The sequence below is a fragment of the Xanthomonas sp. NCPPB 1325 genome (genome assembly GCF_041477645.2).
In the GTDB taxonomy this organism is placed as follows: Bacteria; Pseudomonadota; Gammaproteobacteria; order Xanthomonadales; family Xanthomonadaceae; genus Xanthomonas; species Xanthomonas cannabis.
Genome location: NZ_CM192985.1, coordinates 3790592 through 3815695, shown reverse-complemented (window position 1 = coordinate 3815695; position 25104 = coordinate 3790592). Strand labels below are relative to the sequence as shown.

Here is a 25104-nt window from a genome sequence, read left to right as displayed (position 1 = left end):
CCGCACGTTGTTGGTGCCATGCATCACAGCAAGCAACAAGCTGCACGACATGCTCAGCTTCAACGATTCCCGATTCCCGATTCCCGATTCCCGATTCCCACATGCGAGCGGTGCCACACATCCCGTCATGCGCGCATGGTGTAATCGGTTGCAGGCATTCCGTGAAGGAATGTGTACGACTTTCGTCGCTATACTTTCGTTCTCCCCCGCAGCTGCCACAGGAACTACATGAGCATCGAACAGCTTGCCGAAACCGCCCAGGCCATGGTCGCCCCGGGCAAGGGCATCATCGCCATCGACGAGTCGACCAGCACGATCGCAAAGCGTTTTGCCAGCGTCGGCATCGAGAACATCGAAGAAAACCGTCGCGCCTACCGCGAACTGCTGCTGACCACGCCCAAGCTGAGCGATTACATCTCCGGCGCCATCCTGTTCGACGAGACCATCCGTCAGAAGACCAAGGACGGCGTGCCGTTCGCCAAGTACATGGCCGAGCACGGCATCATCCCGGGCATCAAGGTCGACAAGGGCGCGCAGCCGCTGGCCGGCATGCCGGGCGAGCTGGTCACCGAAGGTCTGGATGGCCTGCGCGCACGTCTTGAGGAGTACTACACGCTGGGTGCACGGTTCGCCAAGTGGCGTGCGGTCATCAACATCGGCGAAGACATTCCCTCCGGCACCTGCATCGAGGCCAACTCGCATGCGTTGGCGCGTTATGCGGCGCTGTGTCAGGAACAGGGCCTGGTGCCGATGGTCGAGCCGGAAGTGATCATGGACGGCGACCACGACATCGAGACCTGCTACGAAGTGACCGAAGCCACGCTGCGCTCGCTGTTTGGCGCGCTGTATGAGCAGAACGTCGTGCTCGAAGGCACCATCCTGAAGGCCTCGATGGTCATCTCCGGCAAGGGCTGCGAAGAGCAGGCCAGTGTCGAGGAAGTGGCCGAGTCCACCGTGATGTGCCTGAAGTCGACCGTGCCGGCGATCCTGCCGGGCATCGTGTTCCTGTCCGGCGGCCAGACCGACGAGCAGTCCACCGCGCACCTCAACGAGATGCACCAGCTTGGCAACCTGCCGTGGCCGCTGAGCTTCTCCTACGGTCGCGCCATGCAGCAGGCGGCACTGAAGCTGTGGGCCAAGGACATGACCGGCAACTTCGCCAAGGCGCAGCAGATCATTTATGAGCGCGCCAAGGAAAACGGCCTGGCTGCACTGGGCAAGTGGAAGGGCTGATCGGCTGATCGCGGCTGCAAGGCCGGGTCAAACCCAGGCATGAAGACGCCGGCAGCGATGCCGGCGTTTTTATTGGGCGTCGATGGCAATGCATCGGCTGGTCGGGTGAGCAGGCCGCGCAGCGGCGGTGGGCGGCGCTTCAAATGCGGCGGCGTGACCGGCGCGAAGCATTGGCGTGCCGAGCATCCGCCGCCGGCCGGGCTTGCAGCCTGATGCATGGACTCAAACGCAACGGGCGCCTTGCGGCGCCCCTCAGTGCACTGCGCGTCTCGTGGCGTCAGGCCGCTGCGGTCTCCTGCGTTGCCAATGCCTGCTGATAGGCCTTGTAGGTGGCGTCGTTATAGGCCACCAGCACGATGTGCTTGGGCACCTTGTGCGAGCGCTGCCAGTCGCGTGTCTCGGTGACCGCGATGCGTGCGGCCTGATGCAGCGGATAGCCGTAGATGCCGCAGCTGATCGCCGGGAATGCGATCGAGTGCAGCAGCATCTGCTCGGCAAGCTTGAGCGACTGCCAATAGCAGTTGGCCAGCTGTTCCGGTTCGTTGTGCTTGCCGTCGCGCCACACCGGGCCCACGGTATGAAACACGTGACGCGCCTTCAGGTTGAAACCGTCGGTGACGCGGATTTCGCCGGTAGGGCAGCGCACGCCCGGGCGTACCTGCGGCAGGGCTTCGCAGGCCTGCAGCAAACCCGGGCCGGCAGCGCGATGGATGGCGCCATCCACGCCACCACCGCCCAGCAGTGATTCGTTGGCGGCGTTGACGATGACGTCAACGTCGAGTTCGGTGATGTCGCCTTGCCAGACTTCGATTTTCATGGCGAGATAGTTATGGGATTTGAATGATGAACGCGTGATGGGGATCAGGCGCTGCGGAGCCCCACGCTAGCGGCCATTCATCTCATCGGCTGCGACCACGCCTGACCTCGCGAACCCTGCGGCAGGCGCACGCGAAATCGGGCGATCCAGGCGGCTTTGCGCTGCCGTCGATTGGAACAATTTATCGCCGATGCGCAACGGTCCGGGATCTGCACGGTCGCCCGGCGAGGGGATGGCGCGGCTCCACGCCAGCCTGCGTGCCGCCGTTCAGAGCCAGCGGCGGACGCGCGCGCAGTAGTCGGTGTAATGGCGGCCGAATTCTGCGCGCAGACGCGCCTCTTCGAAGGGAATGACGTACAGCCGCAATGCGAGCCACGGCAGTGGCACCAGCGCGACCGCCCACAGCAGCCCAAGCTGCAGGCACAGGCCGACATAGCTCAGCACCAGCGCCAGGTACATCGGGTTGCGGGTGAAGCGATATGGGCCGTCCAGCACCAGGCGTGATGGATGGCCGCTCGGCATGATGGTGGTGCGCCGACGTGCGAACAGGATGAAGCAGCTCACCGCCAGCGCCAGGCCGAGGCAGGCGATGACGCCTCCGGCCAGTTCGATCCATGCCAGTGGCGTGGGAGCGGGCAGGGGGAGCTCCAGCGCGTCCTGCAGCCACGCGCCCAGACCCAGGGCAAGCGCGAAGTGCACCGGCGAGGTCATCTTCACCAGCCATGGCGCCCGCGAGGCGCGGGTGTCGCTGTGTCCATACGGCTGGTTGCTCACGCATCTCTCCCTACATCACGGCCGTCATCCTAACGTTTCCTTGACATGGGCGGGAGTGCGGGCAGTCGAAGCTGTGACCCAGAAAGCCAGACAGTCGATCCAACGAGCAGATCGCGTACGTCGACGCCTTTTACTGTCCCGCTTTCCCGGTCCCGCGGTTCCCCCCGTTCCCTCCGTTCCCCATTCCCCGGGTCCCGGGTCCCGGGTCCCGGGTCCCGAGTCCCGAGTCCCGAGTCCCAAACAAAGAAGGCCGCGCATCCACGCGGCCTCCATTTCGCGACCTTCTCGTGACCGATCAGGGCAGGCCAGCCAGCCAGTCGTCGTCGGAGCCTTCGTTGATGTCGGCGAACAGCGGCGTGGAGAAATAGCGCTCGCCGGTGTCGGGCAGCATGGCCAGGATCACCGCGCCGGGCACCGCGCCTTCTGCCACGCGTAGCGCAGTGGCGACGGTGGCGCCGCCGGAGATGCCGGTGAAGATGCCTTCTTCGGCGGCCAGGCGGCGCGCCACGGTGATGGCGTCGGTGTCTTCCACGCTGAGCACCTCGTGGGCGACCTCGCGGTTGAGCACCTCGGGCACGAAGTCGGGCGTCCAGCCCTGGATCTTGTGCGGCTTCCAGTCCTGGCCCTGCAGCAGCGCCGCGCCGGCCGGCTCGGTGGCGGTGATGCGCACTTCCGGGCGGGCCACGCGCAGCACTTCGCCTACGCCGGTGAGGGTGCCGCCGGTGCCCCAGCCGGTGACGAAATGGTCGAGCCGGTGGCCGGCGAAGTCGCGCAGGATTTCGGCGGCGGTGGTGTTGCGGTGGTAGGCCGGGTTGGCCGGATTGGCGAACTGGCTGGCGAGGAACCAGCCGTGCTGTTCGGCCAGTTCCTTCGCTTTACGCACCATGCCGCTGCCGCGCTCGGCGGCGGGGGTCAGGATCACCTTGGCGCCATAGGCGCGCATCAGTTTGCGGCGTTCGATGGAGAAGGTTTCCACCATGGTGGCCACGAACTTGTAGCCGCGTGCGGCGGCGACCATGGCCAACGCCACGCCGGTGTTGCCGGAGGTGGCTTCAACGATCGTGTCGCCGGGCTTGAGCAGGCCGCGCTGCTCGGCGTCCAGGATGATGGCCAGCGCCAGGCGGTCCTTGACCGAGCCGCCCGGATTGAACGATTCCACCTTGACGTAGAGGGTGACGTTGTCCGGAGCGAGGCGGTTGAGTTTGACCACCGGGGTGCGGCCGATGGTGTCGAGGATGTTGTCGTACAGGGCCATGGGGTCTCCGTCGGAATCAGGCTGCGTGGGCCAGTGTGGGCGTATCGGGCGTTGCGATGGGTGAGTGCGGCGGCGCGGCGTGCAGCGGGGCGCCGCCGTACCAGTGCAGGGACTGCGCCAGCGCGGTGACCTCGCCCAGGATCAGCAGGGCCGGAGCCTGCACGGTGTACTGCCGTGCGGTGGCGGCCAGGGTGGCGAGCGACCCGGTGATCACCCGCTGCTGCGGGCGCGAGCCATTCTCGACCAGGGCAAATGGCGTGCCCGGCGCGCGGCCGGCCTGCAGCAGGCGCTGCTGGATGCCTTCCAGGCCGGCCACGCCCATGTAGAAGGCCAGGGTCTGGCGCTCCTGGCCCAGCGCCTGCCAGTCCAGGGTGTCCAGCGAATCCTTGCAGTGGGCGGTGATCAGGCGCAGCGACTGCGCATGGTCGCGGTGGGTGAGCGGAATGCCCGCGTAGGCGGCGCAGGCGAGCGCGGCGGTGATGCCGGGCACTACCTGGAAGCCGATGCCGTGGTCGCGCAGGAATTCCAGCTCTTCGCCGCCCCGGCCGAACACGAACGGGTCGCCGCCCTTCAGGCGGACCACCCGCCGCCCCGCGCGGGCGTGCTCCAGCATCAGCACGTGGATCTGCTCCTGCCGGGTGCTATGGCCTTGCGCGGCCTTGCCGACCTCCACGCGCAGCGCATCGCGACGGGCCAGGCGCAGGATCTGCGGGCTGACCAGACGGTCGTACAGCACCACCTCGGCCTGCCGGAGCGCGCGCAGGGCATTGCGGGTGAGCAGGCCGGGGTCGCCAGGGCCGGCACCTACCAGCGTCACGCTGCCGGGGGACGGCGTGGCAGGGCGGGTGGGCTGCATCGGGGACGGTGCCGGGGGGGACGCCGACGCGGCGGGCACCACGCGATGGGTCAGCAGGCGGTGGCTGCTGGCCGCTGCGCACAACGCCGCGTTGAGCTCCGGCAGGTCGCTGGCGGCAATGGTGAGCCACAGCGGGGCGGTGTCGGGCTGCAGCAGCCACGCCGGGTCGAACGGGCCGGGCAGCCAGCGGATCCGGCCGGCGCGCGTCCACTGTTGCAACTGCGGGGTCAGTTGCGGCGCGCCCACCAACGGCGAGGCGCCGGCCTGCAACAGCTGGGCAGTAGCACGTTCGGCATCGACGCCGCCGCCAACCACCAGGACGGCACGGCCATGCAGGTCGGCAAGGAACGGAAACGCAGAGGTCACGGCCGGGGTATCGAAGGGGAGGGCCAGACCGTAACGCCGGCATATAGCCGTCGGAAATGACTTCATACACCCTGAAAATAGCGTTCGGTTATAAGCTGGCCACTGGAACTCCTCTACAGTCGAAGTCCTTGTAGCGCCTCGCGCTTTTTTGGATATAAGCCCATGACGCTGACCCAACTTCGCTATCTGGTCGCCATTGCCGATGCCGAGCTGAACATCACGCTGGCCGCTGCGCGCGTGCACGCGACCCAGCCCGGTCTGTCCAAGCAACTCAAGCAGCTGGAAGACGAGCTCGGCTTCTTGTTGTTCGTGCGCAAGGGGCGCAGCCTGGACGCGGTCACGCCGGCCGGGGTGGAAGTGATCGAGCGCGCGCGCGCGGTGCTGTCGGAGGCCAACAACATCCGCACCTATGCCGCCAACCAGCGCCGGGAGAGCCAGGGCCAGCTGACCTTGACCACCACCCACACCCAGGCGCGCTTCGTGCTGCCGCCGGCGGTGGCGCAGATCAAGCACGCCTACCCGCAGGTGAGCGTGCACCTGCAGCAGGCCGCCGAGAGCGCGGCGCTGGACTTGCTCAGCCAGGGCGATGCGGATATCGCGGTGGTCAGCACCGCCGGCGGCGAGCCCAGTGCCGGCATCGCGGTGCCGCTGTACCGCTGGCGGAGGCTGGTGGTGGTGCCACGCGGGCATGCACTGGACAACCCGCGTACTGCGCCGGACATGCAGGCGCTGTCCGCGCATCCGTTGATCAGTTACGAGTCTTCCACCCGGCCGGGCTCGTCGCTGCAGCGGGCGTTTGCGCAGGTGGGGCTGGAACCGAGCATCGCGCTGACCGCGCTGGATGCCGACCTGATCAAGACCTATGTGCGCGCCGGGCTGGGTGTGGGCCTGGTGGCGGAAATGGCAGTCAACGCCTTCGACGAAGATTTGCGCGCCTGGCCGGCGCCTGCGCCGATCGCCGAATGCATCGCCTGGGCGGTCTTGCCGCGCGACCGGGTGCTGCGCGACTACGCGCTGGACCTGGTGCACGTGTTGGCGCCGCAGATCGACAAGCGCGATTTGCGCCGCGTGCTGGACGGCAACCAGGCGCCCAACTGGCCGCTGCCGCCAACCTGGGAATCGCTGACCCAGACCATCACCAGTTGAGCCGCGCGATGAGCGAGCCCGTGCGTCCCCCGCTCAGCAGACTGTGGTCGCCCGACCCGGACGGCGGCATGTCGCTGCAGGTCTCGGCCAACATCGACGGCCGCGAGCATGCGGCGTTGACGGTGCTGGCCGACCCGCAGGACGAATCGCTGTGGGTGGCGCTGCAGGTTGACGGCAGGACCGTGCAGATCCCGCTGGCGGCGCTGCGTCAGGTGCTGGAAGTGGCGGCAGACGAAGTGCACTCGGCGCAGTGGTTTGCCGATCAGGACGATGTGGATCCGTTCGGGGTGTGAAGGCGTAGCCAGGCAGTCCGGACCGATGGAGCCCGTGCCGCATCCGCTCGTTTGCGGACGCGTTGTGCACCGTTGTTGTTGTGCTCGCCACATGCGAACGCGTGCTGCATTGCAGCGTGGGCCGGAACCGATTTATTCAATCGAATCAGGGCGATACGCGAGCGACTCAACGCAGTGCCTCGCGCGCTGTCGGTGATTCTCCCTACACGTGTCAGGGCCGTCTGGCCGGCGTCGCTGGCCTCCATCAAGTTGGGCGTGGCGCTGTCGTAAACAGTGATAGCAACCATGTCACGACACCTCCGAACGTCTAGGGGTGGACGGCGCAGGACCGGCGATGCAGACATCGCCTCACCGGTCCGACTCAGCGGTGTCGTCGATGGGTTGCTAGCGCTGTCGCATCACTGTTGCGCGAGGCTGCGCACACAGCGGCTGGCGCACCCGGGTCCCTGGGGAGAGACCTGGCGTGTTTGGCGGCGGATCCGGGTCGGGAGCTCGGGTCCGCCTTTTTTTGCCAGGCCAGCGGAACGCGCATCGCTCGGCGCGTAATGCGTCAGGCCAGCGGAATGCGCACCGAGAAACAGGTGCCGCCTTCCGAGCGCGGACGCACCGTCACCTCGCAGCCCAGCGTCTCGGCGGTGCGATGCACGATCCACAGCCCGATGCCCAGACCATCGCTACGCGGGTCGGCCTGGCGGAACGCCTGAAACACCTGCTCTGGCTGCTCCAGATTCAGGCCGATGCCGCTGTCGATGATTTCCACCACCGCGTAACCGGGGCGACGACGGGTGCCGACCAGCACGCGTCCGCGTTCGGTGTACTTGATGGCATTGCCGACCAGGTTGCCGATCAGGGTGGTCAGCAGGGTCGGGTGGCTGCGCACGCGCAGCGAGGTCGGCACGTGACGCAGCGCCAGGCACTTGTCGCTGGCCTGCTGGCGCCACACGCCCAGCACCGAGTGCAGCACGTCTTCCAGCTGCAACGCTTGCAGGTCCGGCATCGCTGCCTTGCTGGCGGCGGCCAGCGTGGCCAGTTCGTCCAGGCTGCGCCCGACCAGGCTGATCGCATCGCGCGCGGTCACCAGGGTGGGGATGGAATCGACGTTGGCGTGCCGGCGCATCTTGTCGATGGCGTAGGCGGCGGTGCGCAGCGGGGTCTTCAGGTCGTGCCCGGCAATGGCCATCAGCCGGCTGCGGTAGCGGTCGGATTCTTCGGCGATCAGCAGCGCACGGCGCAGTTCCAGCTGCGCCATGGTCTGGCGCGCGAGCGCACGCAGCGCTTCGACCTGTTCGTCGGTGAGCTCGCGCGGTTGCCGGTCGAGCACGCAGACCGTGCCCAGCGGCAGGCCATCGGGCGTCTTCAGCAAGGCACCCGCATAGAAGTACAGCGGGGCGTCGCCGGTAACCAGCGGGTTGCGCGCAAAGCGCGTGTCCTGACGCGTGTCGGGCACCACCAGCACGTCGTTGTCGAGCAGCGCATGCGCGCACATCGACTTGAACAAGGGGGTCTCGCGCTCGCCCATGCCGAGCTCGCTCTTGAACCACTGGCGGTCGGCGTCGACCAGGCTGATCAGCGCGATCGGGGTCTGGCAGATGATCGACGCCAGCCGGGTGATGTCCTCGAAAGCCGCTTCGCGTGGCGTATCGAGAATGCCGTAGCTACGTAGCGCCTGGAGCCGAAGCGCTTCGCTCGGCGGCTTGGGCGCGCAGGGCAGTGGCTCAGCCGCTGGTTCGGACAGGACGGTACTCATGCGCGCGCAGGATGAATGGGATGACACGCAAGCATAGGGCATGGCCGTGCGCAGCACGCATCGCCAGCGCGTTGCACCAGCAAAATTGTGATTGCCGGCCTGGACAAGGCGGCGCATGTGAGCATTAGGTGAGGGCTGCACTGGCTGGACCGGCACTCGCATGCCGGTTCCCGAAGTGCCGACCCCCGGCGGGTCAGTGCAGCGGCTGGGGCGGGATCGCGCGATGCATGTCCTGGCGGCACGGGCATGAGAAGGGGTGCGACATCTGGTCGCGCACCGGCCGCCACCATCGCTCCAGGAGAGAGGGCGGCTTACACTGCGGCGATGCTGCATACCGTCCGTCGCCATCGCCTGTTGCACCTGCTTGCCTGCCTGGCGGTGGCACTGATGCTGGTGGCCCCGCTGGTCAGCCGCTGGAACCAGGTGCGCACCTCCGAACCGATGTGCACCAGCGGACCGGCGCTCGATACTGTCGCCGCGCAGCATGCCGGCCATCTGCCGACCCAGCACGCCGGCCACTCGCAGCACGGCTCTGCAGCCAGCCATCGGGTGGGAGACCAGGATGCCGGCCTGCATGGTGAAGCCTGCGATTACTGCGTGCTGGCGGCACGCCTGCTGCCCTGGCTGGCGCTGCTGGTGCTCTGCCTGCTGCGGGTTCTGCCATCGCCCACGCCGGGGCACACCCGCCTGTCGGCATGGTCGGCATGGCGCTGGACAGCGCTTGGGGCACGCGGGCCGCCGCTGTCCGCATGAGCCCGGGAGCAACTGACGCCGCCTAACGGATCGCCGTCAGGTCTACGCGTCGAGTGCGTCAACGATGCTGGGCTGCCCGCTCGAGGCGTGTCCGGTTCGCGCGCCAGCCAGCATCAAACGCAGGCGTGTCGTCGGGTTGCTCCCCACCCATTGCGGGTCTTCGTTGTGCTGTGTCTTGCAGGCAGCGTTGTGCGCCCACGCGCACCCGACGGAGCACGCGTCCTCATTGAATGGAGCCGGTGCCCGCCGTCTTGCGGCGGCGCGCGGCTGCAGTGCCGTGGTGTCACGGCAAAGGGTTGGTCATGCAATGGCGATTGTTGAAGACGTTCTGGTATGTGCCGTCATTGGCGCTGGTGTGGGCGCCTGCCTGCGATGCGCAAGCGCAGGATGCGGCATTGACGCTGGGCCAGGTGCAGGTGCGCGAACACGCCCAGCGCAACCCGGGTACGGCGCGCGTGCTGAGTTCGGTGGATGTGATCGGCGGTGAGCTGCTGCACGATCAGCACGTGGATTACAGCTGGGAGCTGCTGATGCGCGCGCCCGGTGTGCAGGTCACCCAGTTCCGCATGGGCACCGATGCGGGGCGGTTTTCGTTCCGGGGCTTCAATGGCGAAGGGCGGATCAATGCGGTCAAGCTGCTGATCGACGGCATTCCCAGCAACGACAACGCCGGTGGCATGCCGTATCTGGACGCGGTGTTTCCGCAGGACATCAGCGCCATCGAGATCGTGCGCGGCACCAACGACGCGCGCTACGGGTTGAACGCGATTGCCGGCAGCGTGGACGTGCTGACCCGCATCGGTGGCAACGATGGCCGTCTGAGCATCACCGGCGGCGGCTTCGGTGCGCGCGAGGTCCAGCTGGGCAAAGGCATCGAGCGTGGTGCCTGGAGCCAGAACTACGTACTGGCCTGGCGCGACTCCGACGGGTATCGCGATCATGCCGATGCGCGCAAACGCAGCGTGGCCGGCAAGTGGTTCTACACCGACCCGGACGGCGCATTCCGTGCCGGGCTCACCACGCGCTACTACGACAACCAGGCGCTGGAAGCCGGCTACCTGGACGCCGCCACCGCACGTGTGGCGCCGCGCAGTTCGCCGGGCTATGCGCAGGACGACCGTAGCGCGCGTCGCGTTCGTCAGACCGCGTTGCACGCCGACGGTGAGCTCGGCGCGCAGGCGCAGTGGAGCGCCAAGGCCTACCGGAACGACTACCGCAACCAGCGCTGGGTGCGATTTTCCGCTGCCGGCCTGCAACAGGAGCGCGATACCGATGAAACCCATCGCGGCCTGCTGCTGCGGGGCAACTGGCAGCCTGAGGGGGGCGTGTGGAACGCTGCACTGGAAGCCGGGGTGGACGCGCAGTGGCAGGACAATCAGTCGCAGCGGTATCGCACCGTAGCCCGCGTACGCGGCGCGCAGTTGCGCAACTGGGATTACGACCTGCGCACACATGGTGCGTATGTGCAGGCGGTGCTGACGCCGGTGGCGCGCTTGCAGCTGGTGCCGGGGTATCGCATCGATCGCGTCGATGGCCAGTTGCACGACGTGCTTGCCGGATTCGTCGCGCCCACCTACGACTACGGCACCATCAAGCAACCCAAGTTCAGTGCCAGCTACCGCGTGGGTAAGCAGAGCAGTGTGTATGCGAACTGGGGGCGCACCTTCCAGATTGGCAGCGGCGATGGCGCTTACCGTCGCCAGCCCGGCAATCTGGGACCGTCGATCAACGACGGCTGGGAGACCGGCTTCAAGTTCGCACCGTCGGCGATCCTGGACGGGCGCCTGGCGTATTGGGAGCAACGCGCCTCCGGTGAGGTTGCGACCATTCTGGGTGTGAATGGCGTGGCGAGTGTGGGCGATGTGGCCAATGTCGGTCGCACGCTGCGGCGCGGTTGGGATGCCCAGCTCAACCTGCAGCCGGCCGAACACTGGCGTGCATGGGTGTCGTATTCGCGCCAGAAGGCCAGCATCGCCACGCCCGATCCGAGCGCGCCTGCCACGCGCGGCAAGGAGATCGAGAACGTGCCGCACTGGTTGGCCACCGCCGGGCTGGAATGGCAGGTCAGTGCGGCGGTGCAGTTGAGCGCCTGGGGCAATGCGCAGGGCGACTACTACCTGGAGCGCAGCAACACCCTGGGCCGTACCGGTGGCTACGCCTTGCTCAATCTGGGCGCGCGCTGGACTGTGGACGCCCGTAATGCACTCAGCCTGCAGCTGCGCAATGCCACCGATCGCGCGTACGTGTATGCGTGGTACGACAGCGGCAGCTCCGGCTACTCGCCGGGCGATGGTCGTGTGCTGTCGCTGTCATGGGACTGGAGCTTCTGATGCATGCACCCACGGCTGATGGCGACGTGATCGAGGCGCGCAAGGACCGCCGCTGGCGCTTCTATCGCGCAGTGTGGCGCTGGCATTTCTATGCCGGACTGCTGGTGCTGCCTTTCATCATCTGGCTGGCGGTGACCGGGGCTGCGTTTTTGTATCAGGAGGCGATCGATCGCAGCGTGCACCATGATCTGAAGGTGGTTGCGGTCGGCGCTGCGCGCAAGCCTGCACAGCAGTTGGTTGCTGCTGCACAAGACCGCTACGGCGGCAGGTTGTTCGTGTACACCACGCCCACGCGGGCAGATGCCAGTGCCGAGGTCGGCTTGGTGGATGCGCGCGGCGTGCGGCAGGTGGTGTATGTCGATCCATATCGTGCACGCGTGCTGGGCGCCTTGCCGGAGCACGGCACGCTGAGCTGGACGATCCGCCGGTTGCACAGCCTTGCGTTGGTCGGGCCGTTAGCGCGTGGAGTGATCGAAATGGCCGCCGGTTGGGCGATCGTGCTGGTGCTCACCGGTGTGTATCTGTGGTGGCCGCGTGGGCGCCGCGGTGGCGTGATCAGTGTGCGTGGCAAGCCAAGGCAACGGCTGTTCTGGCGCGACCTGCATGCGGTGACCGGTGCGGGCGTTGGCGCAGTGCTGTTGTTTCTGGCGCTGACCGGCATGCCGTGGTCGTGGCTATGGGGCGCGCAGGTCAATCGCTGGGCCAATGGGCATGATTTCGGCTATCCGGCCGGGCTGCGCGTGCAGCAGCCGATGTCGCAGCAGCGGCTCACCGACAGTGGCGACACTGCGTGGTCGCTGCGGCAGGCGCGTCTGCCGGAATCGGTGTTGCCCGAGCAAGGCTCCGCCGGACTGGACAAGGGGGTGCAACACGCGCACTCGGCTGATAGCGAGCACGCAGCTCACGGCGGCGCGGGCAGTGTGGCTGCGCCCGGGCACAGGGCAATCGGGTTGGACGCGGCAATGGCGCGCTTCGACGCACGCGGCATCGCGCCGGGTTACAGCGTGGCGCCTCCGCGGGGTGCCACCGGCGTGTACACCGCCTCTGTGTATCCGGCCGATCTGCAGCGGCAGCGGGTGATTCACCTGGATCAATACAGCGGTGCGGTACTGCTGGACATGCGCTATCGCGACTACGGGCCGTTGGCCAAGCTGCTGGAATGGGGCATCAATGTGCACCTGGGGCAACAGTACGGCACTGCCAACCAGCTGATCCTGTTGGCTGCCTGCATCGCGATCGTGTTGTTATGCGTCAGCGCGGCGGTGATGTGGTGGAAGCGTCGCCCGAGCGGCGGGTTGGGCGTGCCACCGTTGCCGGCCGATCCCCGCACACTGCGCGGCGTGATGGTGCTACTGGTGGTGTGCGGGCTGATCTTCCCGTTGGTCGGGCTGTCGTTGCTGTTGATGTGGCTGTTCGACCGTCATTGGATGCAGCGCGATCACAGACGTTTTACGGCGCCATGAGGAGTCCCGCGCCACTGTCATGGTGCTGCGTATCGGCTCACGCGCAAACGCACTCCATGACGTGTCCACCGAAAGAGTGCAGGCGGCGTAGCGCCCGCAACCTGCAGAACAAGGCGTGATTGCGCGGAGCTCAGATATCCTCGTGGATGCCGCACTCGCGCTTGAGTCCGAAGAAGCGGGTGTCTTCTTCGCGCATGCCCGGTTCCCAGCGACGCGTGGTGTGGAAGTCGCCGATCGACACATAACCCTGTTCCCACAGTGGGTGATACGGCAGGTCGTGCGCCTGCAGGTATTGCCACACGTCGCGGTCGGTCCAGTCGGCGATCGGGCTGACCTTGTAGCGCTCGCCGCGCTTCTGCACGATCGGCGTCTGCGCGCGTCCGCCGGACTGGCTGCGGCGCAGGCCGGTGAACCAGGTGCCCACGTTGAGTTCGTCCAAGGCACGGCGCATCGGTTCGACCTTGCGCAGATTGTTGTATTGGTCGATGCCGACCATGCCCTGTTCCCACAGCCGGCCATGACGGGCTTCCATCCAGGCGCGGCTGACCAGCGGGCGATAGACCTTGAGGTTGAGCTTGAGCCGGTCGGTCAGGGCATCGGCAAAACGGTAGGTCTCCGGGAACAGGTAACCGGTATCGATCAGGATGACCGGGATGTCCGGGCGCTGCTGGGTCAGCAGATGCAGCGTGACCGCCGATTGCGCGCCAAAGCTCGACGACAGCGCCGCCTCCTGCGGGCCGTGCTGCAACGCCCAGGCCACGCGCTCGTCGGCACGCAGGCCTTCCAGTTGCACGTTGAGCGTTTCCAGGTCGTCCAATGCGGAAGACGTGTTCGATGCGGCAGGCAGCGCAGTCATGCGAGCAATTCCAGGTCGAGGTGACGGTGCGTGGGGTAAGGCGGCAGCGCGATCAGGCCGCTGCGGTGCAGGAAATCGCCGAAGCCTTCATCGTTGGATTGGTCGCGCTCGGCGGCGTAGCGCGCTAGTAACGGGTCCAAGGCGGCCAGGATGTCTGCTTCGGTGATGTTTTCGCGGTACAAGGTGTTGAGGCGCTGGCCGCGGCGGTCGCCACCCAGCATCAGGTTGTAGCGGCCGGGTGCCTTGCCCACCAGCGCGATCTCGGCCAGATACGGGCGCGAACAGCCGTTGGGGCAACCGGAGAGACGCAGCACGATCGGTGTCTGGGTCAGCCCGTGTTGTTGCAGCAGCGGCAGCAATGCAGCGCTGAAATCGGGCAGATAGCGCTCGGCCTCGGTCATTGCCAGGCCACAGGTGGGCAGCGCCACGCAGGCCATCGCGCCGCGCGCCAGGGCGCTGGCGGCCTGGTTGCCGGCATCCAGCGCGTACTGCGCCACCAGCGCATCGACGCGTGCGCGCTCGCTCGCCAGCACGCCGGCGATCACCAGGTTCTGGTTGGGCGTCATGCGGAACTCGCCAACGTTCAATTGCGCAATCGCACGCAGCCCGCTCAGATGCGCTGCCGTTTCGGTATCGGCAATGCGGCCGGCCGGCAGCGACAGGGTCAGGTGGCACAGCCCGTCTTCGCCTTCGACCCAGCCATAGCGGTCGCCGTTGTGGTCGAACGCGAACGGCTGCGCCGGCTGCAGCGCAAAGCCGGCGCGGCGTTCGATCTCGGCCACGATGGTGTCCAGGCCATGATCGTCGATGGTGTACTTGAAGCGTGCGCGCTTGCGCACTGCGCGGTTGCCGAGGTCCCGTTGTGTGGTGACCACTGCGGTGGCGATATCGAGCAATTGATCGCGGGTCACAAAGCCAATCACGTTGGCCACGCGCGGCCAGGTCTCGGTGTCGCCGTGCGAGGCGCCCATGCCGCCGCCGATGCTCACGTTATAGCCCAGCAACTGCCCATCGCGCAGGATGGCGATGAAGCCCAGATCGTTGGCGAACACGTCCACATCGTTGAGCGGCGGCGCGGCGAAGCCGATCTTGAATTTGCGCGGCAGGTAACGGTCGCCATAGATCGGCTCGTCCTCGCTGCCGGAGCCGGACACGCGCTCTTCGTCCAGCCAGATTTCGTAATACGCCCGTGTATTGGGCAACAGATGCTCGGACACGCGCGCGGCATCGGCGTACAGCGTGGCGTGCGCCTTTGAGAGCAGCGGGTTCGCCGCCACCTGCACGTTGCGATTGACATCGCCGCAAGCCGCCAGCGTATCGATCAAGGTGGCATTGATGGCCTGCATGGTCGCCTTGAGCTCGCGCTTGATCACGCCATGGAACTGGAACGCCTGGCGCGTGGTGATGCGCAGCGAATGATTGGCATACCGGGTGGCGATGCCGTCCAGTGCCAGCCACTGCGTGGGCGAAATCACCCCGCCCGGCGTGCGCGTGCGGATCATGAACTGATACGCCGGCTCGAGCTTTTGCCGACGCCGCTCGTCACGGATATCGCGGTCGTCCTGCTGGTAGCTGCCGTGATACTTGATCAGGGTCTGATCGTCCTCACGCAACGCCCCGGTCACCGCATCGGCCAGGCTCTGCTCCAGCGACCCACGCAGGCGACGGCTTTCGGATTTGATGTCTTCGACGGAGTGAGTCATGGGAATCGGGAGTCGGGAATGGGGATTCGTAGAAAGCGGGTCGGTCTGCCAGGAGAGCTCAGTTGCGGGCAGTACCGAATCCCGATTCCGCAATCCCGATTCCCGGCATTAATAGACATCGCGCGCATAGCGCCCCTCCACCTGTAGTTGCGTGAGGTACGCGGCGGCGTCCTCGGCGCTGCGTGCGCCGTGGGTGGTGACGATGTCCAGCAGCGTGGCGTGGACGTCCTTGCCCATGCCGATGGCGCCGCAGACATACAGATGTGCGCCGCCCTGCAGCCAGGCATAGACCTCGGCGCCGCGCGCGCGCAGGCGGTGCTGCACATAGACCTTTTCGGCTTGGTCGCGCGAGAACGCCAGGTCCAGGGCGTGCAGCTCACCGCGTTGCAGCGCCTGCTGCCACTCGGCCTGATACAGGAAATCGGTATTGAAATGCTGGGCGCCGAAGAACAACCAGTTACGGCCCCGGGCGCCGGTTTCGGCGCGTTCCTGCACAAAGGCGCGGAAGGGCGCCACGCCGGTGCCCGGGCCGATCATCAGGATGTCGCGATCGGTGTCGGCCGGCACGCGGAAGCGTTCGTTGGGTTCGATATAGACCGGCGCGGTCTCACCCTCGGCGAGCGCGGCGAGAAAGCCGCTGGCCGACCCCAGATGCGCATGCCCATGGGCCTGGTAGTTGAGTTCGTCCACGGCCAGATGCACTTCATCACCCACGCGCTTGCGGCTGGAGGCGATGGAATACAGGCGGGGAGCAAGTGGACGCAACGCGGCCAGCAGGCCGGCGTGGTCCCAATCCGCCGGCCAGCGCCGCAGCACGTCGATCACTTGATGATCGGAGAGCAACGACGCCAGGCCGGCAGTCTGGGTAGGGGCCAGCAGCGCCTGCAGATCGGCTGCAGCGGCGCGCTCGGCATGGGCGGTGAGGAATGGCCGCGACAGCTTGGTCAGTTCGCGTCGGGTGGCCAGCCACTCGTGCAAGGCCAGCGTCTCGTCGCCGACGGTGACGGCGGCACCACCGTCCAGCTGCAGGCTGTGCAGTAGCGCATCCACCAGCGCCGGCGGATTGCGGTGGACGATGCCCAGGGCATCGCCGGGCTCGTAACTCAGGCCGCTGCCGTCCAGCGAGAACTCCAGATGCCGCACGCGCTTGCCGGGCTGCGCATAGACACGAAAGCCCGGGCCCTTGAAGTCACGCCCGCTGATGATCTGGTTGGCCAGTACCTCGGCGGCAAACGGATGCTGGTGCGACCACGCCGGGGCAGCGGGGCTGCTGCGCAGCGGGGTGATCGTGGCCGTGTGCGGCGCGCTCTTGAGCTGCTCGCGTGCATGCTTGAGCGCCTGCACGCGCCAGGGGGCGGCGATGCTGTCGATGTCCAGGTCGGCCTCGCCACGCGGCTGCACGCGGCTGGCGCCGAGCTCGGCCAGGCGCTCATCGATGCGCCGCGCAATGCCGCAGAAGTCTGCATAGCTGGAATCGCCCAGGCCCAGCACGGCGTATTTCAGCTCGGGCAGCTTCGGCGCGCGGCGGCCGGTCACAAACTCCACCAGGCCGATCGCATCGTCCGGCGGGTCGCCTTCGCCCTGGGTGCTGATCACCACATACAGCAGGCGCTCGTTGGCCAGCTCGCGGGTGGGGTAGGCGTCTGCGCGCAGCAGGCGCACGCTGAGCCCGGCGGCCTCGGCGTCGGCAGCCAGTTGCTCGGCCTGGCGGCGGGCGTTGCCGGTCTGGCTGCCGTAGATCACGGTCAGGCGTTGGCCTTCCTGGGCGATTGCTTGGGCTTGCCCGCCCGGCAGCACCGCCAGCGAACGCGGCGGGTGGCCCTGCGCCAGCCCGGCGGCATAGCCGGACAACCACCACAGCGCCGCGGCATCCAGGCCGTCGACCAACCGGTCCAGCAGCGCCTTGCGCTCGTCGGGCAAGGGGCTGGGCGGTAGCGCGGAGCTGGCGGCAGTCATTCGGGTCCGGGGGCTTTGATGAGACCGACGATGTTAGAGAAGCGTTGCGGCGACCAGAAAGGAGCAGCCGTTATCGTGTTATGCCAGCCGCTTATTTCGGGCTGGCATAAGGCCGGGACACACTGCGGCGCCTTGGCCTACCATCGATTGGCGAGCCTGCCGATCCCGACGACACCCCGATGACCCTGCTGCCGCTGTCCCATCTCGACCGGCTCGAAGCCGAAAGCATCCACATCCTGCGCGAAGTCGCCGCCGAGTTCCGGACCCCGGTGATGCTGTATTCGGTCGGCAAGGACAGCTCGGTGCTGCTGCATCTGCTGCTCAAGGCGTTCGCGCCGTCGCCGCCGCCGATCCCGCTGCTGCACGTGGACACGCGCTGGAAGTTCCGCGAGATGATCGCCTTCCGCGACCGCCGCGCCGCCGAAACCGGTGTGGACCTGCGCGTGCACATCAATCCCGACGGCATCGCCCAGGACATCGGCCCGATCAGCCATGGCGCGGCGGTACACACCGACATCATGAAGACCCAGGGCCTGAAGCAGGCGCTGGAGCAGGGCGGCTTCGATGCGGCGATCGGCGGGGCGCGGCGCGATGAGGAGAAATCGCGGGCCAAGGAGCGGGTGTTCTCGTTCCGCAATGCGCGCCATCGCTGGGACCCGAAGAACCAGCGCCCCGAGCTATGGAATCTGTACAACGCGCGCACCAGGCCCGGTGAGAGTGTGCGCGTGTTTCCGCTGTCCAACTGGACCGAGCTGGATATCTGGCTCTACATCTACCGCGAAAGGATCCCGGTGGTGCCGCTGTATTTCGCCGCGCCGCGCCCGGTGGTGGAGCGCGACGGCGCGCTGATCCTGGTCGACGACGCGCGCCTGCCGCTGCACCCGGGCGAAACCCCGCAGCTGCGTTCGGTGCGCTTTCGCACGCTGGGCTGCTACCCGCTCACCGGCGCGATCGAGTCCAGCGCCGACACCCTGGAAGCGGTGATCGCCGAAATGCTGGTCAGCACCAGCTCCGAGCGCCAGGGCCGCATGATCGACCACGCACCGGGCGCATCGATGGAACAGAAAAAGCTTGAGGGGTATTTTTGATGGGCAGTGAATGGGGAATCGGGAATGGGGAATCGCAACAGCGGTTGCCGGCAAACGTCACCATGGAAGAGGACGCCTTTGCGATTCCCGATTCCCGACTCCCGATTCCCGGCAGCATCGCGGCCTACCTCCAGCAGCACGAATCCAAGCCGCTGCTGCGCTTCATCACCTGCGGCAGCGTGGATGACGGCAAGAGCACGCTGATCGGGCGGTTGCTGTATGACAGCAAGCGCTTGTTCGACGATCAGCTGGCGGCGCTGGAAAGCGACAGCCGGCGGCATGGCACGCAGGGCGGGGGTATCGATTACGCGCTGCTGATGGACGGGCTGGCGGCCGAGCGCGAACAGGGCATCACCATCGATGTGGCGTACCGCTATTTCGATACCGACCAGCGCAAGTTCATCGTGGCCGATTGCCCCGGGCACGAGCAGTACACGCGCAATATGGCCACCGGCGCATCGACCGCCGATGTGGCGGTGGTGCTGGTGGATGCGCGCAAGGGCCTGCTGGCGCAGACCCGCAGGCATAGCTACATCGTGTCCTTGCTGGGCATCCGGCATGTGGTGCTGGCGGTCAACAAGATGGACCTGGTGGACTACGACGCGCAGGTGTTTGCCGGCATTGCCGAAGGCTATCGCGCGCTGGCCGCGCAGCTGGGCATCGCCGATGTGCAGTGCATTCCGCTCTCGGCGCTGGCTGGCGAAAATCTGTCCAGCGCCTCGACGCGGATGCCGTGGTACCAGGGCCCGCCGCTGTTGCAGCATCTTGAAACCGTGCAGCTGGAGCCGCCGGAAGCCGGCAGCGGCTTGCGGCTGCCGGTGCAGTGGGTCAATCGCGCCAACTCGCAGTTCCGCGGCTATGCGGGCACGATTGCCGCCGGTCAGGTGCGTGTGGGCGATGCGGTGGTGGTGGTGCCGTCCGGGCGCCGCACGCAGGTGGCGAGCGTGCTCGATGCCAACGGGGAGGTGGACAGCGCACGCGCCGGGCAGGCAGTGACGCTGACCTTGCGCGACGAGATCGACATCAGCCGCGGCGACATCATTGCCGCCATCGACGACCCGCCCGAAGTGGCCGACCAGTTTGCTGCGCATCTGCTGTGGATGGACGATGCCGCGCTGCTGCCGGGCCGCCCGTACTGGCTCAAGATCGGCACCCGCACGGTCACCGTGAGCATCAGCGAGATCAAGCACAAGGTCGATGTGAATACGCAGGAGCGGCTGGCCGCCAAGCGGCTGGAGCTCAACGAAGTGGGCTACTGCAACCTGGCGCTGGACGAACCCATCGCGTTCTCGCCGTATGCACGCAACCGGGTGCTCGGTGGCTTCATCCTGATCGACCGGCAAAGCAATGCCACGGTGGCGGCCGGCACGCTGGAATTTGCGTTGCGCCGCGCCGGCAACGTGCATTGGCAGCATCTGGATGTAGACCGCAGCGCACGTGCGCGCATCAAGGGGCAGGCGCCGCGCGTGCTGTGGTTCACCGGCCTGTCGGGTGCGGGCAAATCCACCGTTGCCAATCTGGTCGACAAGCGCCTGCACGCCCTGGGCTACCACACCTTCATCCTGGACGGCGACAACGTGCGCCACGGGCTCAACCGCGATCTGGGCTTCACCGACGAAGACCGCGTGGAAAACATCCGCCGGGTGGCCGAGGTGGCGCGGCTGATGGCAGACGCGGGGCTGATCGTGCTGGTGAGTTTCATCTCGCCGTTCCGCGCCGAGCGGCAACTGGCGCGCGAGCGCTTCGACGCGGGTGAGTTCGTCGAAGTGTTCGTGGACGTGCCGCTGGCCGTTGCCGAGGCGCGCGACGTGAAGGGGCTGTACCGCAAGGCCCGTGCCGGGCAGATCCCCAATTTCACCGGGATCGACTCGCCCTACGAGGCGCCCGAAACGCCGGAGATCCATCTTCACGCCGATGGTGAGAATGTAGAGGCGCTGGCGCGCCACGTGCTCGAGTTTCTGGGGCTGGAGCGCTGAGCGCGGGCATCAGGGCGCTGCAAGCGGCCTCCGGCACGTCATGGGATTGGCACAGAACCGGCAGTACATTGCCGCCCGGTTCTGCGCCAGCCTGGCTCGCAGGGGGTCGCACGCGGCATCGATGACTGCGCTGGCCAGCGCATCGTGGCGGCGACGGCAAGGGTCGTTGGTCATGGTGCAAAGCGCGCCCTTTCTGTCAACGCATGGCGGCCAGGTCGGTAAACTTTCGAGGTACCCCGCCAGGATGTTCTGATGCTTGTTCTGCCCAGCGCGCGCCACTGCGTCGCGCTCTTGTTGGCCGTGTGGCTGTCCGGTTGCGCCCGTCAGGCGAGTGCGCCGGCGGTGGCCAAGCCGATTCCGGTAGTGGTGCAGCCGGTTGCGGTGCAGCCGTGGAATTCCACCGTGCAATCGATCGCTACCGTGCGTGCGCGCGAATCGGTGGCGCTCACTGCCGCGGTGAGCGATGTGGTGGAGCAGGTGTATTTCGACAGCGGCGATGAGGTCAAGGCCGGGCAGTTGCTGCTGCGGCTGCGTGGCAATTCGCAGCAGGCGGCGTTGACCGCCGCGCAGGCCACCTTCGAAGAAACCGACCAGCTGTACAGGCGTCAGTTGAGCCTGGTTGGCCAGCAGCTGGTCGCCAAGTCCACCGTCGATACGCAACGCGCGCTGCGCGATGCGGCGCAGGCGCGCGTGCAGCAGATGCGTGCGGAGATCACCGACCGCGAGGTCCGCGCGCCGTTCGCGGGCGTGCTTGGCATCCGCCAGATCAGTCCGGGGTCGTTGATCACCTCCAGCACGGTGATCGCCACGCTGGACGATGTGGCGCGCATGTACGTGGACTTCCAGGTGCCGGAATCGCAGTTCGGTCTGGTGCAGCTCGGCAACGTGGTGAACGGCACGGCGGCCGCTTACCCGGGCGCGCGCTTCGACGGTGAGGTGGCGGCGATCGATTCGCGTATCGACGAAACCACTCGCTCGGTGACGGTGCGTGCGGATTTCCCCAATGACGACCGGCGCCTGCGCCCGGGCATGCTGCTGGATGTGCGGCTGTTCCAGCCGGCGCGGCAGGCGGTGGTGATTCCGGAAATTGCGGTGGTGCAGGTGGGGCGCGAGTCGTATGTGTTCCGGGTCAAGCCCGACAGCAGCGTGGAGCGCGCCGATGTGCGCCTGGGCGAGCGCCGCGATGGCAAGGTGGAGATCCTGGAGGGCGTCAAGGCCGGCGAGCGCATCGTGGTGGATGGCACCGGCAAGCTGCGTCCCGGGCTGAAGGTGGTCGACCAGGCCGCGCCCGCCTCGATGCGCCCGCAGGCCGCCGCACAATGAAGCTCTCCGACCTGTCCATTACCCGCCCGGTGATGGCGGTGGTGATGAGCCTGCTGCTGATCGTGCTGGGGGTGATGTCGTTCACCCGCCTCACCTTGCGCGAGCTGCCGGCGATCGACCCGCCCATCGTCTCGGTGGACGTGGAATACACCGGCGCCTCGGCGGCGGTGGTGGAAAGCCGCATCACCCAGGTGCTGGAAGACGCGCTGGCCGGCATCGAGGGCATCGAGACCATCGAGGCGCGCAGCCGCAATGGCTCCTCCGACATCAGCATCGAGTTCGTGCAGTCGCGCGATGTGGAAGCCGCTGCCAACGACGTGCGCGATGCGGTGAGCCGCGTGTCCGACCGCATGCCCGACCAGGCGCGCCCGCCGGAAATCTCCAAGGTCGAAGCCGACGCCGACCCCATCCTGTGGCTCAACATGAGCTCCAGCACGATGGACACGCTGCAGCTGTCCGACTACGCCGAGCGCTACGTGGTGGACCGCTTCTCCAGCCTGGATGGCGTGGCACAGGTGCGGATCGGCGGGCGCCAGCGCTATGCGATGCGCATCTGGCTCGACCGCGACCAGCTGGCCGCACGCGCGCTCACCGTGGCCGATGTCGAGGCTGCGCTGGAAAACGAAAACGTCGAGCTGCCGGCCGGCAGCATCGAATCGGCGCAGCGCGATTTCACCCTGCGGGTGGAGCGCAGTTATCTGAAGCCGGAAGACTTTGCCAAGCTGCCGCTCAGCAAGGGCGAGGGCGGCTATGTGGTGCGGTTGGGCGACGTGGCCAAAGTCGAGCTGACCTCGGCCGAACGCCGCGCGTATTTCCAGAGCAACGGTGTGCCCAACGTGGGCCTGGGTATCGTGCGCAACTCCACCGCCAACGCGCTGGACGTCGCCCGCGAGGCGCGCGCGCAAGCGGAGGAAGTGCAGAAATCGCTGCCGCAGGGCACCAACATCTTTGTCGCCTTCGACACCACCACCTTCATCGATGCGGCCGTGGAGCGCGTGTACCACACGCTGGTCGAAGCGGTGGTGCTGGTGCTGGTGGTGATCTGGGTCTTTCTGGGTAGCGCACGCGCGGCATTGATTCCGGCGGTGACGGTGCCGGTGTGTCTGATCGCCGCGTTCATCGCGCTGTACGCGTTCGATTTTTCGATCAACCTGCTCACCCTGCTGGCGCTGGTGCTGTGCATCGGGCTGGTGGTGGACGACGCCATCGTGGTGGTGGAAAACATCCAGCGCCGCATCGACCTGGGCGAGCCGCCGCTGGTGGCGGCCAAGCGCGGCACCGGGCAGGTGGCATTCGCGGTGATTGCGACCACGGCGGTGCTGGTGGCGGTATTCCTGCCGGTCGGCTTTCTGGAAGGCAACACCGGGCGCCTGTTCCGTGAATTGGCGGTGGCATTGGCGGCGGCGGTGGCGATCTCGGCCTTCGTGGCGCTGACGCTGACGCCGATGATGTCGTCCAAGCTGCTGCGCTCGCATCGCGTGGCCAAGCCCAATCGCTTCCATCAGTGGTTCGACGGGCGCATGCAGACGGTGTCCGGTGCGTATGGGCGCTCGCTGGAGCGGCACGTGCACCGCACCTGGATCTTCGCGCTGTTGATGCTGTTGGCGCTTGGCGCAAGCGCATGGCTGATGAGCCGCATTCCTTCCGAACTGGCGCCGGCCGAAGACCGCGGCAACTTCCAGATCATGATCGACGGCCCCGAGGGCGCCGGTTTCGATTACACCGTGGGGCAGATGCATCAGGTCGAAGACATCCTGCGCCCCTACGTGGGCCTGGACAAACCCATCGTACGCGCCAACCCGCGCGTGCCCGGCGGCTTTGGCAGCAGCGAGGAAATGCACACCGGCCGCGTCAGCGTGTTCCTGCAGGACTGGGAAAAACGCACCCGCCCGACCACCGAGGTGGCCGATGAGCTGCAGCAAAAACTCAACGTGCTCAGCGGCGTGCGTGCGCGTACGCAGGTCAGCGGTGGGCTGGTGCGTAGCCGTGGCCAACCGTTCCAGATGGTGCTCGGTGGCCCGGATTACGCAGAAATCGCGCAGTGGCGCGATCGCATCCTGCAGCGCATGGAGGCCAATCCCGGTTTGGTCGGGCCGGATTCGGATTACAAGGAAACCCGCCCGCAGATGCGCGTGAATATCGACCGCCTGCGTGCGGCCGACCTGGGCGTGCCGGTGACGGCCATCGGTGGCGCGCTGGAAGCGATGATGGGCTCGCGGCGCGTCACCACCTTCGTCGACAACGGCGAGGAGTACGACGTCATGCTGCAGGCCGGGCGCGAAGGCCGCATGTCGCCGGAAGACCTCACCGCCATCCGCGTACGCTCCAGCCGCGGCGAACTGATTCCGTTGTCCAACCTGGTCACGCTCAGCGAAGTGGCCGAGGCCGGCACCCTGAACCGCTTCAACCGGCTGCGTGCAATCACCATCACCGCCGGTCTGGCGCCGGGTTACCCGTTGGGTGATGCCATCGCCTGGGCGCAACAGGCCGCACAGGAAGAACTGCCCGAATACGCGCAGCTGGACTGGAAGGGCGAATCGCGCGAGTACCAGCAATCCGGCAGTGCGGTGTTGCTGACCTTTGGCATGGCCTTGCTGGTGGTGTATCTGGTGCTGGCTGCGCAGTTCGAAAGTTTTGCGCATCCACTGGTGATCATGCTCACCGTGCCGCTGGCGGTGCTGGGTGCGTTGGTCGGCTTGTGGGTCACCGGCGGCACGCTCAATCTGTTCAGTCAGATCGGCATCGTGATGCTGGTGGGCCTGGCGGCCAAGAACGGCATCCTGATCGTGGAATTCGCCAACCAGTTGCGCGACGAAGGCCGCAGCGTGCACCAGGCCATTGTCGAATCCGCCTCGGTGCGGCTGCGCCCGATCCTGATGACCTCCATCGCCACCGTGGTGGGTGCCATCCCGCTGGTGGTGGCGGGCGGGCCCGGCTCGGCCAGCCGCGCCACCATCGGTGTGGTGGTGATCTTCGGGGTGTCGCTGTCCACGCTGCTGTCGCTGTATGTGGTGCCGGCGTTCTACAGCTTGATTGCCCCGTACACCAAGTCGCCGGAAGCGCTGGCTCGCCAGCTGGAAACCCTGGAAGCGGACACCCCATCGGTGGGCGGGCACGCGTAGCGTGCGTGGTCACGCTGCACGGCCGCACGTTGGGTGCGGTTGTGCAG

18 protein-coding genes are annotated in these 25104 nt (G+C 66.9%); 10 read left to right on the top strand and 8 right to left on the bottom strand.

What is annotated here, in order from left to right; genetic code table 11:
• The first annotated feature begins 228 nt into the window (after nucleotides 1-228).
• Nucleotides 229-1233, top strand: a complete 1005-nt coding sequence (locus tag ACCQ10_RS16150; RefSeq protein WP_039411046.1) for a class I fructose-bisphosphate aldolase — start codon at nucleotides 229-231, stop codon at nucleotides 1231-1233.
• Nucleotides 1234-1510: 277 nt separating this feature from the next.
• Here ACCQ10_RS16150 and ACCQ10_RS16145 read toward each other — a convergent pair whose 3' ends face one another.
• The 4 genes from ACCQ10_RS16145 to cobA form a co-directional block, all read right to left on the bottom strand.
• Nucleotides 1511-2050, bottom strand: coding sequence for an O-acetyl-ADP-ribose deacetylase (locus tag ACCQ10_RS16145; protein ID WP_039411044.1), 540 nt, complete (start codon nucleotides 2048-2050; stop codon nucleotides 1511-1513).
• A gap of 267 nt (nucleotides 2051-2317) precedes the next feature.
• Nucleotides 2318-2824, bottom strand: coding sequence for a methyltransferase family protein (locus ACCQ10_RS16140; RefSeq protein WP_039564334.1), 507 nt, complete (start codon nucleotides 2822-2824; stop codon nucleotides 2318-2320).
• Between the two features lie 295 nt (nucleotides 2825-3119).
• Nucleotides 3120-4079: a cysteine synthase A gene (cysK, locus tag ACCQ10_RS16135; protein ID WP_039415648.1), complete on the bottom strand. Its 960-nt coding sequence runs from the start codon at nucleotides 4077-4079 to the stop codon at nucleotides 3120-3122.
• 16 nt (nucleotides 4080-4095) lie between these two features.
• The gene (cobA, locus tag ACCQ10_RS16130) at nucleotides 4096-5301 is read right to left on the bottom strand and encodes a uroporphyrinogen-III C-methyltransferase (protein WP_372361265.1); all 1206 of its coding nucleotides are present in this window, start codon (nucleotides 5299-5301) and stop codon (nucleotides 4096-4098) included.
• Between the two features lie 162 nt (nucleotides 5302-5463).
• Between cobA and ACCQ10_RS16125 the strand changes: the two genes are divergently transcribed.
• Entirely contained in the window at nucleotides 5464-6447 is a 984-nt protein-coding gene (locus ACCQ10_RS16125; protein ID WP_039412418.1) for a LysR family transcriptional regulator, read from the top strand.
• Nucleotides 6448-6455: 8 nt separating this feature from the next.
• Nucleotides 6456-6740 (top strand): hypothetical protein, encoded by a 285-nt coding sequence (locus tag ACCQ10_RS16120; protein ID WP_184556926.1) that lies wholly within the window; start codon nucleotides 6456-6458, stop codon nucleotides 6738-6740.
• A gap of 550 nt (nucleotides 6741-7290) precedes the next feature.
• Here the strand turns inward: ACCQ10_RS16120 and ACCQ10_RS16115 are convergent.
• Entirely contained in the window at nucleotides 7291-8487 is a 1197-nt protein-coding gene (locus tag ACCQ10_RS16115; RefSeq protein ID WP_047693094.1) for a sensor histidine kinase, read from the bottom strand.
• Between the two features lie 324 nt (nucleotides 8488-8811).
• On the opposite strand from ACCQ10_RS16115, the gene ACCQ10_RS16110 reads away from it, so the two are divergent.
• From ACCQ10_RS16110 to ACCQ10_RS16100, 3 genes are all read left to right on the top strand, one after another.
• Complete coding sequence (locus tag ACCQ10_RS16110; protein ID WP_372361264.1) at nucleotides 8812-9240, top strand: DUF2946 family protein; 429 nt, start codon at nucleotides 8812-8814, stop codon at nucleotides 9238-9240.
• A 302-nt stretch (nucleotides 9241-9542) separates the two neighbouring features.
• On the top strand, nucleotides 9543-11570 hold the full coding sequence (locus tag ACCQ10_RS16105; RefSeq protein ID WP_372361263.1) for a TonB-dependent receptor: 2028 nt from the start codon (nucleotides 9543-9545) through the stop codon (nucleotides 11568-11570).
• Nucleotides 11570-13033, top strand: a complete 1464-nt coding sequence (locus ACCQ10_RS16100) for a PepSY-associated TM helix domain-containing protein (protein ID WP_372361262.1) — start codon at nucleotides 11570-11572, stop codon at nucleotides 13031-13033. The genes ACCQ10_RS16105 and ACCQ10_RS16100 overlap by 1 nt, the downstream gene beginning before the upstream one ends.
• 130 nt (nucleotides 13034-13163) lie before the next feature.
• Here ACCQ10_RS16100 and ACCQ10_RS16095 read toward each other — a convergent pair whose 3' ends face one another.
• The 3 genes from ACCQ10_RS16095 to ACCQ10_RS16085 all read right to left on the bottom strand — a co-directional run bounded on the left by ACCQ10_RS16095 (nucleotide 13164) and on the right by ACCQ10_RS16085 (nucleotide 17548).
• A complete protein-coding gene (locus tag ACCQ10_RS16095) occupies nucleotides 13164-13889 on the bottom strand; it encodes a phosphoadenylyl-sulfate reductase (RefSeq protein WP_166744834.1) in 726 nt (241 codons plus the stop codon).
• On the bottom strand, nucleotides 13886-15592 hold the full coding sequence (cysI, locus tag ACCQ10_RS16090) for an assimilatory sulfite reductase (NADPH) hemoprotein subunit (protein WP_372361261.1): 1707 nt from the start codon (nucleotides 15590-15592) through the stop codon (nucleotides 13886-13888). Before cysI ends, ACCQ10_RS16095 begins: the two co-directional genes overlap by 4 nt.
• A gap of 108 nt (nucleotides 15593-15700) precedes the next feature.
• A complete protein-coding gene (locus ACCQ10_RS16085; RefSeq protein ID WP_372361260.1) occupies nucleotides 15701-17548 on the bottom strand; it encodes an assimilatory sulfite reductase (NADPH) flavoprotein subunit in 1848 nt (615 codons plus the stop codon).
• Nucleotides 17549-17727: 179 nt separating this feature from the next.
• Here ACCQ10_RS16085 and cysD point away from each other — a divergent pair, with 179 nt between their 5' ends.
• The 4 genes from cysD to ACCQ10_RS16065 all read left to right on the top strand — a co-directional run bounded on the left by cysD (nucleotide 17728) and on the right by ACCQ10_RS16065 (nucleotide 25057).
• The gene (cysD, locus tag ACCQ10_RS16080) at nucleotides 17728-18636 is read left to right on the top strand and encodes a sulfate adenylyltransferase subunit CysD (RefSeq protein WP_372361259.1); all 909 of its coding nucleotides are present in this window, start codon (nucleotides 17728-17730) and stop codon (nucleotides 18634-18636) included.
• Between the two features lie 62 nt (nucleotides 18637-18698).
• A complete protein-coding gene (gene cysN, locus ACCQ10_RS16075; protein ID WP_372361258.1) occupies nucleotides 18699-20612 on the top strand; it encodes a sulfate adenylyltransferase subunit CysN in 1914 nt (637 codons plus the stop codon).
• Nucleotides 20613-20864: 252 nt separating this feature from the next.
• Nucleotides 20865-21935, top strand: a complete 1071-nt coding sequence (locus ACCQ10_RS16070; RefSeq protein WP_372361257.1) for an efflux RND transporter periplasmic adaptor subunit — start codon at nucleotides 20865-20867, stop codon at nucleotides 21933-21935.
• Nucleotides 21932-25057 carry an efflux RND transporter permease subunit gene (locus ACCQ10_RS16065; RefSeq protein WP_372361256.1) on the top strand — a complete coding sequence of 1042 codons (3126 nt, stop codon included), beginning with the start codon at nucleotides 21932-21934 and terminating at the stop codon, nucleotides 25055-25057. The genes ACCQ10_RS16070 and ACCQ10_RS16065 overlap by 4 nt, the downstream gene beginning before the upstream one ends.
• The last annotated feature ends 47 nt before the right edge of the window (nucleotides 25058-25104 follow it).

Excerpts from the sequence above, each read along its gene's own strand:
- ACCQ10_RS16150 (WP_039411046.1), top strand. The coding sequence starts at position 229 with ATGAGCATCGAACAGCTTGCCGAAACCGCCCAGGCCATGGTCGCCCCG.
- ACCQ10_RS16145 (WP_039411044.1), bottom strand. The coding sequence starts at position 2,050 with ATGAAAATCGAAGTCTGGCAAGGCGACATCACCGAACTCGACGTTGAC.
- cysK (WP_039415648.1), bottom strand. The coding sequence starts at position 4,079 with ATGGCCCTGTACGACAACATCCTCGACACCATCGGCCGCACCCCGGTG.
- ACCQ10_RS16125 (WP_039412418.1), top strand. The coding sequence starts at position 5,464 with ATGACGCTGACCCAACTTCGCTATCTGGTCGCCATTGCCGATGCCGAG.
- ACCQ10_RS16120 (WP_184556926.1), top strand. The coding sequence starts at position 6,456 with ATGAGCGAGCCCGTGCGTCCCCCGCTCAGCAGACTGTGGTCGCCCGAC.
- ACCQ10_RS16115 (WP_047693094.1), bottom strand. The coding sequence starts at position 8,487 with ATGAGTACCGTCCTGTCCGAACCAGCGGCTGAGCCACTGCCCTGCGCG.
- ACCQ10_RS16110 (WP_372361264.1), top strand. The coding sequence starts at position 8,812 with ATGCTGCATACCGTCCGTCGCCATCGCCTGTTGCACCTGCTTGCCTGC.
- ACCQ10_RS16105 (WP_372361263.1), top strand. The coding sequence starts at position 9,543 with ATGCAATGGCGATTGTTGAAGACGTTCTGGTATGTGCCGTCATTGGCG.
- ACCQ10_RS16100 (WP_372361262.1), top strand. The coding sequence starts at position 11,570 with ATGCATGCACCCACGGCTGATGGCGACGTGATCGAGGCGCGCAAGGAC.
- ACCQ10_RS16095 (WP_166744834.1), bottom strand. The coding sequence starts at position 13,889 with ATGACTGCGCTGCCTGCCGCATCGAACACGTCTTCCGCATTGGACGAC.
- cysI (WP_372361261.1), bottom strand. The coding sequence starts at position 15,592 with ATGACTCACTCCGTCGAAGACATCAAATCCGAAAGCCGTCGCCTGCGT.
- ACCQ10_RS16085 (WP_372361260.1), bottom strand. The coding sequence starts at position 17,548 with ATGACTGCCGCCAGCTCCGCGCTACCGCCCAGCCCCTTGCCCGACGAG.
- cysD (WP_372361259.1), top strand. The coding sequence starts at position 17,728 with ATGACCCTGCTGCCGCTGTCCCATCTCGACCGGCTCGAAGCCGAAAGC.
- cysN (WP_372361258.1), top strand. The coding sequence starts at position 18,699 with ATGGAAGAGGACGCCTTTGCGATTCCCGATTCCCGACTCCCGATTCCC.
- ACCQ10_RS16070 (WP_372361257.1), top strand. The coding sequence starts at position 20,865 with ATGCTTGTTCTGCCCAGCGCGCGCCACTGCGTCGCGCTCTTGTTGGCC.
- ACCQ10_RS16065 (WP_372361256.1), top strand. The coding sequence starts at position 21,932 with ATGAAGCTCTCCGACCTGTCCATTACCCGCCCGGTGATGGCGGTGGTG.